16 protein-coding genes are annotated in these 13,800 nt (G+C 63.9%); 7 read left to right on the forward strand and 9 right to left on the reverse strand.

Features of this window, described 5'->3' with window-relative positions; genetic code table 11:
• The first annotated feature begins 59 nt into the window (after nucleotides 1-59).
• The 7 genes from HCN50_RS20650 (at nucleotide 60) to HCN50_RS20680 (ending at nucleotide 5,401) form a co-directional block, all read left to right on the forward strand.
• Nucleotides 60-320 carry a hypothetical protein gene (locus tag HCN50_RS20650; RefSeq protein WP_171711528.1) on the forward strand — a complete coding sequence of 87 codons (261 nt, stop codon included), beginning with the start codon at nucleotides 60-62 and terminating at the stop codon, nucleotides 318-320.
• 654 nt (nucleotides 321-974) lie between these two features.
• Complete coding sequence (locus HCN50_RS20655) at nucleotides 975-2,117, forward strand: type III PLP-dependent enzyme (RefSeq protein WP_171711529.1); 1,143 nt, start codon at nucleotides 975-977, stop codon at nucleotides 2,115-2,117.
• Between the two features lie 123 nt (nucleotides 2,118-2,240).
• Nucleotides 2,241-2,846 (forward strand): GNAT family N-acetyltransferase, encoded by a 606-nt coding sequence (locus HCN50_RS20660; RefSeq protein WP_171711530.1) that lies wholly within the window; start codon nucleotides 2,241-2,243, stop codon nucleotides 2,844-2,846.
• 4 nt (nucleotides 2,847-2,850) lie between these two features.
• The gene (locus HCN50_RS20665; protein ID WP_171711531.1) at nucleotides 2,851-3,012 is read left to right on the forward strand and encodes a hypothetical protein; all 162 of its coding nucleotides are present in this window, start codon (nucleotides 2,851-2,853) and stop codon (nucleotides 3,010-3,012) included.
• Nucleotides 3,013-3,108: 96 nt separating this feature from the next.
• Nucleotides 3,109-3,498, forward strand: coding sequence for a RidA family protein (locus HCN50_RS20670; protein ID WP_171711532.1), 390 nt, complete (start codon nucleotides 3,109-3,111; stop codon nucleotides 3,496-3,498).
• Nucleotides 3,499-3,541: 43 nt separating this feature from the next.
• Complete coding sequence (locus HCN50_RS20675) at nucleotides 3,542-4,972, forward strand: homospermidine synthase (RefSeq protein ID WP_171711533.1); 1,431 nt, start codon at nucleotides 3,542-3,544, stop codon at nucleotides 4,970-4,972.
• 201 nt (nucleotides 4,973-5,173) lie between these two features.
• Entirely contained in the window at nucleotides 5,174-5,401 is a 228-nt protein-coding gene (locus HCN50_RS20680; protein ID WP_171711534.1) for a hypothetical protein, read from the forward strand.
• A 24-nt stretch (nucleotides 5,402-5,425) separates the two neighbouring features.
• On the opposite strand, the gene HCN50_RS20685 is transcribed toward HCN50_RS20680, so the two are convergent.
• The 9 genes from HCN50_RS20685 to HCN50_RS20725 form a co-directional block, all read right to left on the reverse strand.
• Entirely contained in the window at nucleotides 5,426-6,163 is a 738-nt protein-coding gene (locus tag HCN50_RS20685) for an ABC transporter ATP-binding protein (RefSeq protein ID WP_171711535.1), read from the reverse strand.
• The gene (locus tag HCN50_RS20690; protein WP_171711536.1) at nucleotides 6,153-6,890 is read right to left on the reverse strand and encodes an ABC transporter ATP-binding protein; all 738 of its coding nucleotides are present in this window, start codon (nucleotides 6,888-6,890) and stop codon (nucleotides 6,153-6,155) included. The genes HCN50_RS20685 and HCN50_RS20690 overlap by 11 nt, the downstream gene beginning before the upstream one ends.
• A complete protein-coding gene (locus HCN50_RS20695) occupies nucleotides 6,887-7,852 on the reverse strand; it encodes a branched-chain amino acid ABC transporter permease (protein ID WP_171711537.1) in 966 nt (321 codons plus the stop codon). Before HCN50_RS20695 ends, HCN50_RS20690 begins: the two co-directional genes overlap by 4 nt.
• Nucleotides 7,849-8,715, reverse strand: a complete 867-nt coding sequence (locus HCN50_RS20700; protein ID WP_235977114.1) for a branched-chain amino acid ABC transporter permease — start codon at nucleotides 8,713-8,715, stop codon at nucleotides 7,849-7,851. Before HCN50_RS20700 ends, HCN50_RS20695 begins: the two co-directional genes overlap by 4 nt.
• A gap of 49 nt (nucleotides 8,716-8,764) precedes the next feature.
• Complete coding sequence (locus HCN50_RS20705; RefSeq protein ID WP_171711539.1) at nucleotides 8,765-10,009, reverse strand: amino acid ABC transporter substrate-binding protein; 1,245 nt, start codon at nucleotides 10,007-10,009, stop codon at nucleotides 8,765-8,767.
• A gap of 90 nt (nucleotides 10,010-10,099) precedes the next feature.
• On the reverse strand, nucleotides 10,100-11,038 hold the full coding sequence (locus HCN50_RS20710) for a dioxygenase family protein (RefSeq protein ID WP_171711540.1): 939 nt from the start codon (nucleotides 11,036-11,038) through the stop codon (nucleotides 10,100-10,102).
• A gap of 231 nt (nucleotides 11,039-11,269) precedes the next feature.
• Nucleotides 11,270-11,572, reverse strand: coding sequence for a hypothetical protein (locus tag HCN50_RS20715; protein ID WP_311968086.1), 303 nt, complete (start codon nucleotides 11,570-11,572; stop codon nucleotides 11,270-11,272).
• 122 nt (nucleotides 11,573-11,694) lie between these two features.
• On the reverse strand, nucleotides 11,695-12,699 hold the full coding sequence (locus tag HCN50_RS20720; protein WP_171712000.1) for a WD40 repeat domain-containing protein: 1,005 nt from the start codon (nucleotides 12,697-12,699) through the stop codon (nucleotides 11,695-11,697).
• Nucleotide 12,700: 1 nt separating this feature from the next.
• Nucleotides 12,701-13,756, reverse strand: a complete 1,056-nt coding sequence (locus HCN50_RS20725; RefSeq protein WP_171711542.1) for a CobW family GTP-binding protein — start codon at nucleotides 13,754-13,756, stop codon at nucleotides 12,701-12,703.
• Nucleotides 13,757-13,800: the final 44 nt, after the last annotated feature.

Genomic DNA, 13,800 nt, shown 5'->3' on the forward strand with positions numbered 1-13,800 from the left:
GCGCTTGATAGATAGGGCCTTTTCGGAGAGATTGCGCCCCCATAACAGGACCTTTTTCCATGAGCCCACAGCCCGCTTCGAAATCCTCCCGCGTGATCGCCTGGCCGAGCGTCATCACCGTCATCTCGGCGGCGATCCTGATCGGCGCCGAAGTGTTCGGCGCGGCGTTTGCCGGCGGCTGGGCGCTCGCAATCCTGTTCGGCCTCAACGACACCTCAGCGCACATCCTGCAGGCCGTGCTGTTCGGCATCGGCGTGCTGATCATGGTGGCGTTCATCCGCGGCGCGCAACGCATCGAGCCGTTCTTCAAGCGCGTCTGAACGCTTTCAACAAACCGCTGCAGCACAGGCGCTGCAGCGCTCTACGTCTCTCGAGAAATCTTAACGCTCGTTCATGTTGGTCGGCGGTGGCGCGGCTCGCGAACACTTTCGTAAGCACGCGCGCGGGAAATTTGTCCCCAGCCTAAAAAAATTCTTGCGAACCAGAATCAAAAGTCTTATTTCCCGACTTGCCCAATTTCGCACGTGCCTGTGGTCGTGTGTCAGTCGGTAGGTATCCGGACAAGAGGCCGGACAGCCGCCAAGGGATGAAGAACCGAGGGTCGCTTCAGTTCGAGCGGCCAGCATCTCTCTCAAGAGATGCCGTTGAAGGTCTCTCCATCCTTTGCAACCGTGACTGGCAGCCGGAGGCGAACCGGCGCACCCCGCTCTCAACGGGGGACGCGACTTAAAGCAACGACGGATCGGGCTTTTTTGGTCTCTACCGGCATTCCACCGCCGGCGCGGGCTACTGAAAAGGCTTGTCCTTCATTGCCAGGTGAGCGGGCCGGGAGACACTCCCAACCCAATCCACGGCAGCAAAAGTCGGTTACGGGTTCGAGGCCTTGTCGCGTCTCCATCGTGCGACAACGCCAAGGCACTCACGACCGAAATCACTTGCTACCGGCCCTGTCGCTAGGGCCTTGGGAGAGTGCCATGACCGAACGTATTCAGGAATTCCTGCGCAACCGCCGCAGCGAGGGCCTCGACACCGAGCCGTGCCTCGTCGTCGACCTCGAAGTCGTGCGCGACAACTACCAGAGCTTTGCCAAGGCGCTGCCGGACAGCCGCGTGTTCTACGCCGTGAAGGCCAACCCGGCGCCCGAAGTGTTGTCGCTGCTCGCGTCCATGGGCTCCTGCTTCGACACCGCGACCGTCGCCGAGATCGAGATGGCGCTGGCCGCGGGTGCGACGCCGGATCGCATCTCCTATGGCAACACGATCAAGAAGGAGCGCGACATCGCGCGCGCCTTCGCGCTCGGCATTCGCCTGTTCGCGGTCGACTGTGCCGCCGAGGTCGAGAAGATCGCCCGCGCCGCCCCCGGCGCCAAGGTGTTTTGCCGCATCCTCTATGACTGCGCCGGCGCCGAATGGCCGCTGTCGCGCAAGTTCGGCTGCGACCCGGAGATGGCGGTCGAGGTGCTCGACCTCGCCAAGCGTCTGGGCCTGGAGCCGGTCGGCATCTCGTTCCATGTCGGCTCGCAGCAGCGCAAGGTGAAGGCGTGGGACCGCGCGCTGGCGATGGCCTCGACGGTGTTCCGGGACTGCGCCGAGCGCGGGATCAACCTGTCCATGGTCAACATGGGCGGCGGCTTCCCGACCAAGTACCTCAAGGACGTTCCTCCGGTCGTGCAGTACGGCCGGTCGATCTTCCGTGCGCTGCGCAAGCATTTCGGCAACCAGATCCCGGAGACGATCATCGAGCCGGGCCGCGGCATGGTCGGAAACGCCGGGATCATCGAGACCGAAGTCGTTCTGATCTCCAAGAAGAGCGACGAGGACGAGGTGCGCTGGGTGTATCTCGACATCGGCAAGTTCGGCGGTCTCGCCGAGACGATGGACGAGTCGATCCGCTACGCCATCCGCACGCCGCATGACGGCGCGGACATGACGCCGTGCGTGCTCGCAGGCCCCACCTGCGATAGCGCCGACGTGCTGTACGAGAAGATGCCGTATCCGCTTCCGGTGACGCTTGAGATCGGCGACAAGCTTTTGATCGAAGGCACCGGGGCTTATACGTCGACCTACTCGTCGGTGGCGTTCAACGGCATCCCGCCGCTCAGGACCTATCACATCTGAGCAGCCTCGCTTCGAGGTTCGAATAATCGGGAGCCGGTGCGCCGGCTCCCTCCCCTGCACAAGCCACTTCGAAGACAACGCTTGGCGCGGCGTAGAGCCGTTGCCAGCGGGGACTGACGTGCCATGACTGCTTTGCGTAAGACCACCAATGCCCTCACCTCCCAGGCCGCTTCGGTCGCGATCCGCAGCGAGCGGGCCTCGGACGTCGCGGCGCGCGAGGCGCTGCTGGATGCCTGCTTTGGCGATGACCGCCATATGCGCACCTGCCAGCGCCTGCGCGACGGACGCACGCCCGCCGAAGGCCTCGCCTTCTCGGCGGTGAGCGGAGGCCGGCTGGTCGGGACGCTGCGGTTGTGGCACGTCAGCGCCGGGGGCATCCCGGCGCTCATGCTCGGCCCGTTGGCGGTGGAGGCTTCCTCCCGCCGGCTCGGGGCCGGGGCTGCGCTGATGGACCACGCGCTCGCGGCGGCGAAGGCGCGTGGCCATCGCGCAGTCATCCTGCTGGGCGATGCGCCCTATTACGCCCGCTTCGGCTTCTCGGCCGCGAAGACCGGCGGCCTGTCGCTGCCCGGCGTGTTTGAGCGCGACCGGCTGCTCGGCCTCGAGCTTTCCGAGGGCGCGCTCGACGGGGCCTGGGGGATGATAGTGCCGACCGGGGCACGCTTGCCGAAAATCAGGGCAGCACGGGCCAGGAAGGCGAAGGCCGTGCTCGTGCCGCGCGTGGCCTGAAGCCATGCCGGCGAGCCTATTCCGAGATGCGCGCCCGCGCTGGCGCAGCGCCATCACCACGGCCCTGCTGGTCATGATCACGATCATGATCGTCAGGGACATCCTGGTGCGGCGCTGGGCCGGCCCCACGCCGCCTGCCTCCGACGTCGTCAGGCCATCCCGCTAGCCCCGCGAGGGGTTGCGCGCAGCGGGAAAAACCCCTTAAACCGCGCCCATCTCGCCCCGGATCAATCCCAGGATCGTTGCCACAATCGAGGTTCCGATGCCCCGCCGCCTGATTTCCACCGGCTCGCCCTTCGAGAAGACCGCTGGCTACAGCCGCGCCGTCATCGATGGCGATTTCGCCTTCGTCGCCGGCACCACCGGCTACGACTACACCAGCATGACGATGCCCGCGGATGTCACGAGCCAGTCACGGAACTGCTTCAAGACCATCGAGGCCGCGCTGAAGGAAGGCGGCTTTGCGATGACCGACATCGTACGCGCGACCTACTACATCACCGACCCTGCGGATGCGGATGCCCATTTCGCTGTCTGCGGTGAGGTGCTCGGCGACATCCGACCGGCTGCAACGCTGCTCGTCGTAGCTGGCCTCTACAAGCCCGAGATGAAGGTCGAGATTGAAGTGACCGCAAAGCGCCGCACCGCCTGATTCCCCCGTTCAAGACAGATCAACTTTTTCGGAGTCCAGCCCCATGAGCCCGCCCTCGCAGATTCACGCGAAAATTTCCGGTCCCATCGTCATGATCGGCTTCGGCTCGATCGGCAAGGGCACGCTGCCCCTGATCGAACGCCACTTCGACTATGACAGATCGCGCTTCGTCATCATCGATCCGCATGAGGACGGCGAACTGGCGAAACAGCACGGCGTGCGTTTCATCAAGCAGGGCGTGACTCGCGACAACTACCGCGAGCTCCTGGTGCCGCTGCTCACCGAAGGCGGCGGCCAGGGCTTTTGCGTCAACCTGTCGGTCGATACCTCCTCCGTCGACATCATGACGCTGTGCCGGGAGATCGGCGCGCTCTATATCGACACCGTGGTCGAGCCGTGGGCCGGCTTCTATTTCGACAAGGCGATCGGGCCGGAGAAGCGCTCCAACTACGCGTTGCGCGAGACGCTCTTGGCGGCCAAGCACAAGAGCCCGGGCGGCACCACCGCGGTCTCCACCTGCGGCGCCAATCCCGGCATGGTGTCCTGGTTCGTCAAGCAGGCGCTGCTCGACATCGCCCGCGACACGGATGTGGAAGTCAACGAGCCGAAGAGCCGCGAGGGCTGGGGCCAGCTTGCGCAGAAGCTCGGCGTCAAGGGCATCCACATCGCCGAACGCGACACCCAGCGCTCGAAGCGGCCGAAGCCGATCGACGTGTTCGTCAACACCTGGTCGGTGGAAGGTTTTGTGTCCGAGGGCATGCAGCCGGCGGAGCTCGGCTGGGGCACGCATGAGAAGTGGATGCCGGAGAACGGCCGCCAGCACACCGAGGGCTGCGGCGCTGCGATCTACCTGCTGCAGCCCGGCGCCAACACGCGAGTACGCTCGTGGTGCCCGACGCCCGGCGCGCAATACGGCTTCCTCGTCACCCATAATGAGTCGATCTCGATCGCGGACTATTTCACCGTGCGCAACGGATCGAAGGTGGTGTACCGCCCGACCTGTCACTACGCCTATCACCCGGCCAACGATGCCGTGCTCTCGCTGCACGAGATGTTCGGCGCGACCGGCCGGATGCAGCCCTCGTGGCACATCCTCGACGAACACGAGATCGAGGACGGCATCGACGAGCTCGGCGTGCTGATCTACGGCCACGGCAAGAACGCCTACTGGTACGGCTCGCAGCTCTCGATCGAGGAAACGCGGCGCATCTGCCCGTACCAGAACGCCACTGGCATGCAGGTGTCCTCGGCCGTGCTGGCCGGCATGGTATGGGCGCTGGAAAATCCGGAGGCCGGCATCGTCGAGGCCGACGAGATGGATTTCCGCCGCTGCCTGGAAATCCAGATGCCTTATCTCGGCCCGGTGAAAGGCTATTACACCGACTGGACGCCGCTGACCGACCGTCCCGGGCTATTCCCGGAAGACATCGACACCTCGGACCCCTGGCAATTCAGGAACGTACTGGTGCGGTAACACCGCAACCTGTGCGCTGCAGTTCTCGCTGCAGCGCACATTTGCTCTTCCCACGGCTTCGACCGGCGTAGAGCTGCGAGAGTCGAGATTCCCGTAACCGTCAATTAATCCAATCGCGCGATCCTGAAGGGTGATTTCTGCGAGGGCCCATGGCCGTCGCCGCCCTTTTTGAGCGACGGCTCCCTCGGTGGAGCGAGCGACATGCGCACCCTTTTGGCCATCGTGCTGTCGGCAGCAGCACTGGCGTCGTGCACGCCCGAGACCAGCAGCCATGCTGACGTGACGGGCTCGATCGACAATTGCGCCCGCAAGCTCTACAGCCAGTACAATCCAAAAGACAAGAAGCAGTGCGTCGCGGTGTGCATCACCTGCGAGCGCGGGGTGATGACGACCTGCTCGACCGCCTGCACGCTCAGGGGCGCGATCTGATCGCCCGCGCGCGGCCTGTCACCGTCAGGCGACGCCGCCTAGATAGAGCCGCTTGACGATGTCGTTGGCCTTCAACTCGTCGACCGATTGCGCGGCGACCGCGATCTCGCCGTGGACGATGATGTAGCCGCGGTCCGCGATCCGGATCGCCTGATTGAAATTCTGCTCCGCCATCAGGACCGTCAGCCCTACCCGCTGCTTGAGCTCGCCGATCTTGGCAATGGTCTGCGACACCAGTAGCGGCGACAGCCCGACCGACGGCTCGTCGATCAGGAGCAGCCGTGGCGACGACATCAGCGCGCGCGCAATCGCCAGCATCTGCTGCTGGCCGCCGGACATGGTTCCGGCGAGCTGGTCGCGCCGCTCCTTCAGCACCGGAAAGGTATCGAAGACGAGCGCGAGATTTTGCTGGATCGCGCTGCGGGCCATTTTCCGGAACGCGCCGAGCATCAGGTTCTCCGTCACCGTCAGCTTGGGAAACAGCCGCCGTCCCTCCGGGACCAGCGCCACGCCGAGATCGACGATCGCCTCGGGCGAGAGTCTTGCAAGGTCATGCGTCACGCCGTCGATCGACAGCGCAAGCCGGCCGCTATCCGGCCGCACCAGGCCCATGATGCATTTCATCAGCGTGCTCTTGCCGTTGCCGTTGGTGCCGAGCAGAGCCACCGTCTCGCCGGCCTCGACATGCAGCGTGACGCCGCGCAGCGCCTTCACCGCGCCGTAGCCGGCATCGAGGCCTTCGATGGCAAGGCTAAGTGCCAAGATAGGCCTCCTGCACCCGCTTGTTGGCCATCACCTCGGCGGGCACACCGAGCGCGATGATCTTTCCAGCGTCGAGGCACATCACCCGCTCCGAAAAGCGCATCACGGCCTGCATGATGTGCTCGATCATGATGATGGTGATGTCCTCCTCGCCGAGGCTGATCAGGAGATCGAGCACCTCGTCGACCTCGGAAGACGACAGCCCCGCCATCGCCTCGTCGGAAATCAGAAGTTTTGGCCGCACCGCCATCGCGCGGGCCAGCTCCATCTTGCGCAATTCCACCTGGCTCAGCGTATCGCTGGGAGCGCCGGCTTTGGCGGCAAGGCCCATCCGCGTCAGGATCGACATCGCGATTTCTTCCTCCGCCGCGGCTGAGCCGGCGGCGGCGAAGTCGAGCCCGACCATGAGGTTTTCCAGCACCGTCATGCTCCTGAACGGCCGCGGGATCTGGAAGCTGCGGGCAATGCCGCGTCGGGCGCGCAAGTGCGGGGGCAATTGGGTGATGTCCTCGCCGCAAAACACCACGCTGCCGACCTGCGGACGCAGCGCACCGGAAATGCAGTTGATCAACGTGGTCTTGCCCGAGCCGTTCGGGCCGATCAGGCCGAATCGTTCGCCCTTTTTGATATCGACGCTGATATTGTCGAGCGCGGTGAAGCCGCCGAAGGTCTTGGTCAGAGTCCCGACCTGCAGCAGCGGCGTATCGGCTGCGGCCACCGTCGTCATGGCTTGCCTCCCGCGCGCAGGCGATAGCGCGGCCGCAACAGCCCGATGATGCCCTTGGGCGCGCCGACCACGAATAGCACCAGCATGATGCCGAGCACCAGCACGTTGACCTCAGAGGAGATGGTCACGGCGAGAAGCTGTTGCGTCGAGCCGAGCAGGATGGCGCCTAACACCGGGCCGATCCAGTGCGCAGTGCCGCCGATCAGCGCCATCGCCAGCGCCGAAACCGAATAGCTCAGATTGAAGGCCGAGGACGGATCGGCATATTGCAGGTACATCGCGGCAGGTGCGCCGGCCGCGGAAATCAGCCCGCCCGAGATCATGCAGGCGACCAGCTTCAGCTTCAAGGTCGGCACGCCCGTGCATTCGGCGGCGAGCTCGTCGTCCCGCAGCGCCTGCAAACCGCGGCCGATCCGGGAATTCTGGATGTAGCGCGCGATGGAGACGGCTGTCACGGCCAGGAGCGCCTGCACGAAGAACAGCATCTTCACGTATGAGTCGAACGGCGCCATCACCGGCGGCCGCTGGATCTGGATGCCGGCCGCGCCGCCGACGAACCGCCAGTTCATCACGAAGGTCTCGATGATGATCGCAAGCGCGATTGTCGCGATCGAGAAGAAGATGCCGCGCATCCGCAGGGTCAATAGCCCTACGCCAAACCCGAGCGTCATACCGACGACTGCGCCGGCGGCGATCTGCAGCATGAGCGGGGCGCCGGTCGCCTTGAACAAGGCGACCGCCGTGTAGACGCCGACTCCGAAAAAGGCGTTGGTACCGAAATTGACGTAGCCGGCATAGCCGCCGAGGATGCTCCAGGCGACCGCAAGCGCGATGAACTGCAGGATGACGTAGCCGGCAAAGAACGGATATTCGTTGCGGACGATTTGCGTCATCGTCAGCACGGCGATGAGGAAGACGGCCACCCCGGCCCAGAACGCGATGCTGTGGCTGCGCTTGTTCATCGGCCGAGCAGACCTTGCGGCCGCACGGCGAGCACGCCGAGCAGCATGGCGAACGAGATCGCCGGCGCCCAGGAGGCGCCGAACAAGGTCAGCACGATGGATTCGGCGACGCCGAGAATGATGGCGGCGATCAGCGTGCCGCTGATGCTGCCGAGCCCCGCCATGACGACGACGCAGAAGGTGCGCCCGATATAGGCGCGGTCGAGCGTCGGCTCGACGGGCGCCACGATGATCAGCAGCGCGCCGGCAATCCCGAGCACGGCGGTGGCGATGCCGAAGGCAAATTGCTTGATGCGGACCGGATTGGCGCCCATCAGCCGCAGCGCCTCCTCATCCTGCGCGACGGCCCGGATCGCGCGACCCATGAAGGTCTTCGACAGATACACCGCAAGCAGCACCGTCAGCGCCAGCGCCACCGCGAACGCCACCAGTTGCCGGATCGGGATTCGCATCTCGCCGAACCGCCAGGCCTTGCCGATATAGGTCGCCGAAACCGAGCGCTGGTCGACGCCGAATTGCAGGATGATCAGAACCTCGATGATGAAGGCGATGCCGAAGAAAAACGCGATGCCGCGAACGGCGGCGTCGCTGCCGCGCTTCTCGAAGGTCTCATGGTAGACGCGGTAGGCGAGCAGGCCGAACAGAAAAAACAGCGGCGTGATCGCAAGCCCCGCCAGCAGCGGGTCGATGTCGTAGCTCTCATTGAGCTGGTACACGCCATAGGACGCCATCACCAGGAAGGCCGGATGCGCGACATGGGGCACGTCGAGCAGTCCGAACGAGACGGACAGCCCGACGCTGACGGCTGCATAGAAGCAGCCGAGCAGCACCCCGAGCAGCACTGCGCCAAGCAGCAGGTCCATCGAAAACAATTCAGGTCCCCCTCGGCCCCTGGCCGGAATGCCACGAAGTCTAGTTCCGGGCTGCCTCGAAGGGAGTGATGAGCTCTCCGGTTTTCAGCTTGTCGGGGAACAGGATCACCTGCTTGCCGGAGGACCGGAACTGCTCGATGTCCTTGTCCTTGACGCCGCGGAACTGTGCCTGCAGCGTCGCGGTTTCCTTGCGCTCGCCATCGGCCGAAAAAGCAATGGGCCCGACGATGGTCTTGTGCTCATTCTCGCGCAAATATTTGGCGATGCCCTTCTGATCGAGCGACTTGGTGGAATTGACCGCCGCCTCGATCATCTGTCCCATCGCATAGCCGAACGGCGCGAGATAATAGCCGAGCGGATCAACCTTCGCCTCGATCGCACGCTTGGTGTATTTGTCGAAAAATTCCTTGGTGCCGTCGAAATACATGCTCTTTTCCGGCAGCCAGGTATTGTAGTTCACGACGCCGTTGAGCAGCGAGCCGAGGTTGGACATCACGGCCGCGAACTGCAGGCCGACCATGCCGCCGCCGAAAATCTTGACGCTGTCGCCGATCCCGATCTCGTTCACGGCGCGCAGGATGCCGGCGGAATCCGGCGGATAGGACGCGACGTAGACGATGTCGGGTTTGGCCGCTTTCAGGGCGCGAATGATCGACGAGAATTCAACCGTGTTCGGCGGGTAGACCTGATCGAAAACGATCGGGATGTTGCGCTTCTTGGCGACATCCCGCGCGGTCACTGCGAGGTTCTGGGCGAATTCCTGATCCGCGGTCAGGAGCGCCATGTTCTTGCCGCCGGCTTTCTGCGCCAGATCGAGGAACGAGGCCGCCCAACTGTCGGCCGGGCCCCAGGGCGCATTGTTGAACCACATGTCGTGGCCAACCTTGCTGTTCACCTGGAACGAGAAATTCCCCATCAGCAACAGACCGCGCTGCTTGACGAACGGCATGATCGGTGCGGTCGGCACCGTCGCGTATGGCGCGAACAGAAGATCGACCTTGTCGACGTCGACCAGCTTGGCGTAGATCGCCGGCGTCTCCGAGGCGCTCGACTTGTCGTCATAGACGACGAGCTCGACCTTGCGGCCGAGCAGGCCGCCCTTGGCGTTGACGTCGTCACGCCAGATTTCGATGCCGAGCAGCGAAGCCTTGCCGCCACCGGCAAGACCGCCGGTTTGCGGCATCGACATGCCGATCTTGATCGGCGGCTGCTGGGCGAAGGCGCTCGATCCCTGTCCGAACACAGCGACCGCCATCGCGCCGCCGAGAAATGTCCTGCGTTTCATTGCTTCCCCCTCCTTTGTTGTTGTTATCGGTCATTTCGGCTCCGCCGGATCTCCGCCCGGTCGCTGCGAACTATTGATGCTGGACCTGGACTATCCGGCTCCGACGGCTGCCGTTTCGTTCTTCGCTTGTTTCAGGATCGCCGACGGATCGGCGCCGACGCGCCCGCTGGTCTTGTCGGCCGCGCTTTCCCGCGACAGCCGCATGTCGAAGCGGATGCTCGGCATGCCCTTGATCGGGCAATCCGGATCCTCAGCCACTACGTCGACGGCGAGGTCGCCCGAGGAGCCGAACACGACGTCATCATCAAGGTGGGGATCGTCGCGCAGATAGAGCGCGGTGACCAGCTCGCGATAGCCGGCTGCGCCGACCAGGAAATGAATGTGTGCCGGCCGCATGCCGTGCCGTGCCTGCGCCTTCACCATGGCGCCGACCGGTCCATCCATCGGGATCGAATAACCGAGCGGCTTGACGGTCTTCAGCACATAGAAGCCATCGGCATCGGTTGCGAACACGCCGCGATAGTCGACCGATGTCGCGCTGGCCTGTATATCGTAGAGGCCGTCGGCGCCGGTCTGCCATATCGAGACGGTGGCGCCCGCGACCGGCCTGCCAACGGCATCGGTGACGCGGCCATACAGTACGCATTCGCTGCCCGGCTTCGGATTTTTGGCGATCGAGCTGCCGGCAGGAAGCGTCGGGGTGGCCTCGCGGTAGAACGGCCCGAGCAGGCTGGTATGGGTCGCTTCTTCCAGCGCCGTTGCATCGTGCAGGCCGTTGACCAGCGCCGAGAGCCCGAGTGTGTCGGACAGCAGGATGAATTCCTGCCGCTCCGGCGAGCACATCTTGCCGGCGGCGGTCATGAATTCGATGCCCTTGATCCATTCCGCCGGCGTCAGGTTGACCTCGCGGGCAAAGGCATGGAGGTGCTTCACCGCCGATGCCATGATCGTCTTCAGACGTGGGTCCGGCGTTGTCGCCATCTGCTCGAGCACGGCGTCCGTGATCGTTTCCGGCGTTAGCTCACGCATGCGTCACTCCCTGACATGCCGGCCATTGTTCGAGCCGCCGGCTGTTATTGCAGCAAGCCTAACCGCTTGTTGGGGATCAACACAAGGCGTTCGAGGTCGGCGCCCGCGCTCCTTCCGACGAATTGATACGAGCGGATCGGGTCACATGGCCGCAGATTCGCGCATCAAATGTGCGCCGCAGGTTTCAGCCCACGATTTTGCGGGTGCACAATTGTTGCGACGAGAGTGGGATTATTTTTCCTTTTCTCGGATCGGCGGCGCAACCTTCTCGGCCGGCGCGGGCGGCAGCGCGGGCTGAGCACCCAACTTCTGCGCTTCCGGATCGGGGCGGGCCGGCTGCGGGGGAATGTCATGCGGCCGCTGGCCGGTCGTGCCGGGCTCGGACGGCGCAGGCGGCTTTGTTTCAGAGCCGGGCGTCGATTGCGTTGGCGGTGTGGCCTGCGCGACGTGCTGGGAATCGCGCGCCCTGATCTCGGTCAGTGACAGCGCCGAGATGATCAACCCGACCGCGATCAACGTGGATGCGCCCAGCATATCTCTTCGATATTCGCGTTGACGGTGATCGGCAGGCATATCGTTCAATCCACGAATTGTTCGTGGGTCAACGGCCGGCAACGCGCATGGTTCCGTGGGGAACCAGGGCGCAAGTGACGCGGCTAGAATTCCAGCATTCCAGCGTCGCCGTCCTCAGTGCCAAAGGCCAGCAGCGTGCCGTTCGCGTTCCAGGCCAGCGCCGAAACCGGCTCACTGCCATTGCGGCGCACCAGGATTTCCGCACCATCCTCGAACCGCACGATCAGCACCGTGCCGTCACCATAACCTGCGGCCATAAAGTCCTGCTTCGGATGGCAGGCGACCATGGAGACGCGCGCCTGCAGTGGCGCCAGCATGGCCGGCTCCTTGCCCATGGGGCCGTCCTTGCTGGTGAACGGCCAGATGATCACGCTGTCGGCGCCCGAGGTAGCGAGCCCCTTGCCGCCCGCGCTCCAGGACATCGAGCGGACGCGGCCGGGATAGCCGCTCATCCGCATGTGCCTGTTATCGGCGAGCCGCCAGCCATGCAGCGCCGGCTCGTGCATGGCGGTAACCAGGAATTTGTTGTCGGGGCTGAAGGTCACACCGAGATGCGAGCCGGCCCATTCCAGAAATTCCGGCTTTGCCGCCATGTTGGGAAACCATAGCGTCACGCCGTTATAATGGGCGATTGCCACGCGCAGGCCTTTCGGCGCGAAGGCCAGCCCGCCGACGGTCGATGGCGCGTCAAAACTCTTCTCCTCGCCCTTGCCGCTGCGGACGAACGCCGTCTTGCCGGCCGACCAGGCAAACGCACCATCGGGATGCAAGGCGACGTTGTCGATCCAGCGTCGTTTCGCATCCGTGGCGAGTACCAACGTCTCGCCTTTCGCGTTCAATGCTGTGACCTTGCCGTCATCGCCGCCGGTGACGACATGCTTGCCATCGGACACCGCGCAGAGGATCGCGCCGCCATGCACGTCCACATGGGAGATTTCGCCGGCGGCATCGGCGATCGCGATCTTTTCCTCGGCACAGACGAAGGCGGCGCGCTCGCCGAGGAAATGCACGGCGGAGACGGGTGCACCGACCGCGACGGATTTCACGCGATCGGTCAGGGACGCAATGGAGAGCTGATCGGACATCATCTCACGCAGCAATGCAGCTTTCGAAACCTTCGCGGATCGTCTTTTCCGGCAATTCGCGGCCGATGAAGACGACGCGGCTTTCGCGCGGCTCGCCTTCCTTCCACTTTCGCTGATGATCGCCTTCCAGCATCATGTGCACGCCCTGGAACACATAGCGGTCGTCATCATCGGTGAAGGCGAGGATGCCCTTCGAGCGCAGGATCTTCTGCCCCTCGGTGGCGACGAGGTTCTGCAGCCACGGCATGAACTTGGTCGGGTCGAGCGGCTTGTCCGAGCGCAGCGACAGCGATTGCATGTCCTCGTCGTGGTAGTGCTTTAGCCCGCCATGGCTATGGCTGTGGTCATTGTGATGGTCATGGCCATGATGGTGATCATGGTCGTGGTGATGATGATCGTCGCCGGCGTCGAGGAATTCCGGCTCGATCTCAAGGATACGATCGAGATCGAACGCACCGCGCTCCAGCACGTCTGCCAGGGCGACCTTGCAGCGCTCGGTGCGGTGCAGCTTTGCATATGGATTGATGCCGCGGATGCGGGCCTCGACCTCGGCGAGCTCCGGCTTGGAAACGAGATCGGTCTTGTTCAGCACGATGACGTCGGCAAATGCGATCTGGTTCTTGGCCTCCGGCGCATCCTTCAGGCGGTCGCTCAGCCACTTCGCGTCGGCTACGGTCACGACGGCATCGAGCCGCGCGTTCTTCTGAACGTCCTCGTCGACGAAGAAGGTCTGGGCCACCGGCGCCGGATCGGCCAATCCCGTCGTCTCGACGATGATGGCGTCGAACTTGCCCTTGCGCTTCATCAACCCGTCCATAATGCGGACAAGGTCGCCGCGCACCGTGCAGCAGACGCAGCCATTGTTCATCTCGAACACTTCCTCGTCGGCGCCAATGATGAGGTCGTTGTCGATGCCGATCTCGCCGAATTCATTGACGATGACGGCGTATTTCTTGCCGTGGTTCTCCGACAAAATGCGGTTAAGCAGCGTGGTCTTGCCGGCGCCGAGATAACCGGTCAGCACGGTTACTGGAATCTTTTGGGACGAAAGTTCAGGCATAATATCTCCGGGGCAGAATGCGCGCGAGCAGCAGGGAGGCCCCT

Source organism: Bradyrhizobium archetypum (assembly GCF_013114835.1).
Lineage (GTDB): Bacteria > Pseudomonadota > Alphaproteobacteria > Rhizobiales > Xanthobacteraceae > Bradyrhizobium > Bradyrhizobium archetypum.

Bases quoted from the DNA above. Each gene is read 5' to 3' on its own strand.
- HCN50_RS20650 (WP_171711528.1), top strand. From the start codon at position 60: ATGAGCCCACAGCCCGCTTCGAAATCCTCCCGCGTGATCGCCTGGCCG.
- HCN50_RS20710 (WP_171711540.1), bottom strand. From the start codon at position 11,038: ATGCGTGAGCTAACGCCGGAAACGATCACGGACGCCGTGCTCGAGCAG.
- HCN50_RS20695 (WP_171711537.1), bottom strand. From the start codon at position 7,852: ATGAACAAGCGCAGCCACAGCATCGCGTTCTGGGCCGGGGTGGCCGTC.
- HCN50_RS20715 (WP_311968086.1), bottom strand. From the start codon at position 11,572: ATGCTGGGCGCATCCACGTTGATCGCGGTCGGGTTGATCATCTCGGCG.
- HCN50_RS20665 (WP_171711531.1), top strand. From the start codon at position 2,851: ATGCCGGCGAGCCTATTCCGAGATGCGCGCCCGCGCTGGCGCAGCGCC.
- HCN50_RS20655 (WP_171711529.1), top strand. From the start codon at position 975: ATGACCGAACGTATTCAGGAATTCCTGCGCAACCGCCGCAGCGAGGGC.
- HCN50_RS20675 (WP_171711533.1), top strand. From the start codon at position 3,542: ATGAGCCCGCCCTCGCAGATTCACGCGAAAATTTCCGGTCCCATCGTC.
- HCN50_RS20660 (WP_171711530.1), top strand. From the start codon at position 2,241: ATGACTGCTTTGCGTAAGACCACCAATGCCCTCACCTCCCAGGCCGCT.
- HCN50_RS20705 (WP_171711539.1), bottom strand. From the start codon at position 10,009: ATGAAACGCAGGACATTTCTCGGCGGCGCGATGGCGGTCGCTGTGTTC.
- HCN50_RS20690 (WP_171711536.1), bottom strand. From the start codon at position 6,890: ATGACGACGGTGGCCGCAGCCGATACGCCGCTGCTGCAGGTCGGGACT.
- HCN50_RS20720 (WP_171712000.1), bottom strand. From the start codon at position 12,699: ATGATGTCCGATCAGCTCTCCATTGCGTCCCTGACCGATCGCGTGAAA.
- HCN50_RS20670 (WP_171711532.1), top strand. From the start codon at position 3,109: ATGCCCCGCCGCCTGATTTCCACCGGCTCGCCCTTCGAGAAGACCGCT.
- HCN50_RS20700 (WP_235977114.1), bottom strand. From the start codon at position 8,715: ATGGACCTGCTGCTTGGCGCAGTGCTGCTCGGGGTGCTGCTCGGCTGC.
- HCN50_RS20725 (WP_171711542.1), bottom strand. From the start codon at position 13,756: ATGCCTGAACTTTCGTCCCAAAAGATTCCAGTAACCGTGCTGACCGGT.
- HCN50_RS20680 (WP_171711534.1), top strand. From the start codon at position 5,174: ATGCGCACCCTTTTGGCCATCGTGCTGTCGGCAGCAGCACTGGCGTCG.